1 protein-coding gene is annotated in these 608 nt (G+C 69.1%); it reads left to right on the forward strand.

The window, feature by feature from the left end:
• Positions 1–7 precede the first annotated feature (7 nt).
• Positions 8–608, forward strand: a 601-nt coding sequence (locus HMPREF0591_RS30140) for a PPE family protein (protein ID WP_040624610.1), incomplete at its 3' end; no start/stop codon positions are given.

Raw genomic sequence — 608 nt, forward strand, 5'->3', positions numbered from 1 at the left:
GGAGTCGATGATGTTGGATTTCGGGGCGTTACCGCCGGAGGTCAATTCGGCACGGATTTATGCGGGTCCGGGGTCGGGGTCGTTGATGACCGCGGCGTCGTCGTGGAACGCGCTGGCGGCGGAGTTGAATTCCGCGGCGCTGAGTTACGAGAAGCTGATCACCGCGCTCAGTAGCGAGGAGTGGATGGGCCCGGCGTCGGCGGCGATGGCGGCCGCGGTGCAGCCGTATGTGACCTGGATGCAGACGACGGCCGCGCAGGCCGAGGAGGCGGCCGCCCAGGCGCAGGCGGCCGCGGCGGCCTACGAGACCGCGCTGGCGGCGTCGGTGCCGCCGCCGCTGGTGGCGGCCAACCGTGCCGAGACGCAGCAGCTCATCTCGACCAACGTGTTGGGGCAGAACACCCCCGCAATCACCCAGCTGGAAGCCCAGTACGGCCAGATGTGGGCGCAGGACGCCAGCGCCATGTACAGCTATGCGGGGCAGTCGGCGACGTCGACCAAGTTGACGCAGTTCAGCGCGGCGCCGAAGATCTCCAACGACACCGCCCCGGCCACCCAGAGCGCGGCGGTCACCAGCGCGACGACGAATTCGACGGCGACCAACACCT

The sequence above is a fragment of the Mycobacterium parascrofulaceum ATCC BAA-614 genome, assembly GCF_000164135.1.
Taxonomy (GTDB): domain Bacteria; phylum Actinomycetota; class Actinomycetes; order Mycobacteriales; family Mycobacteriaceae; genus Mycobacterium; species Mycobacterium parascrofulaceum.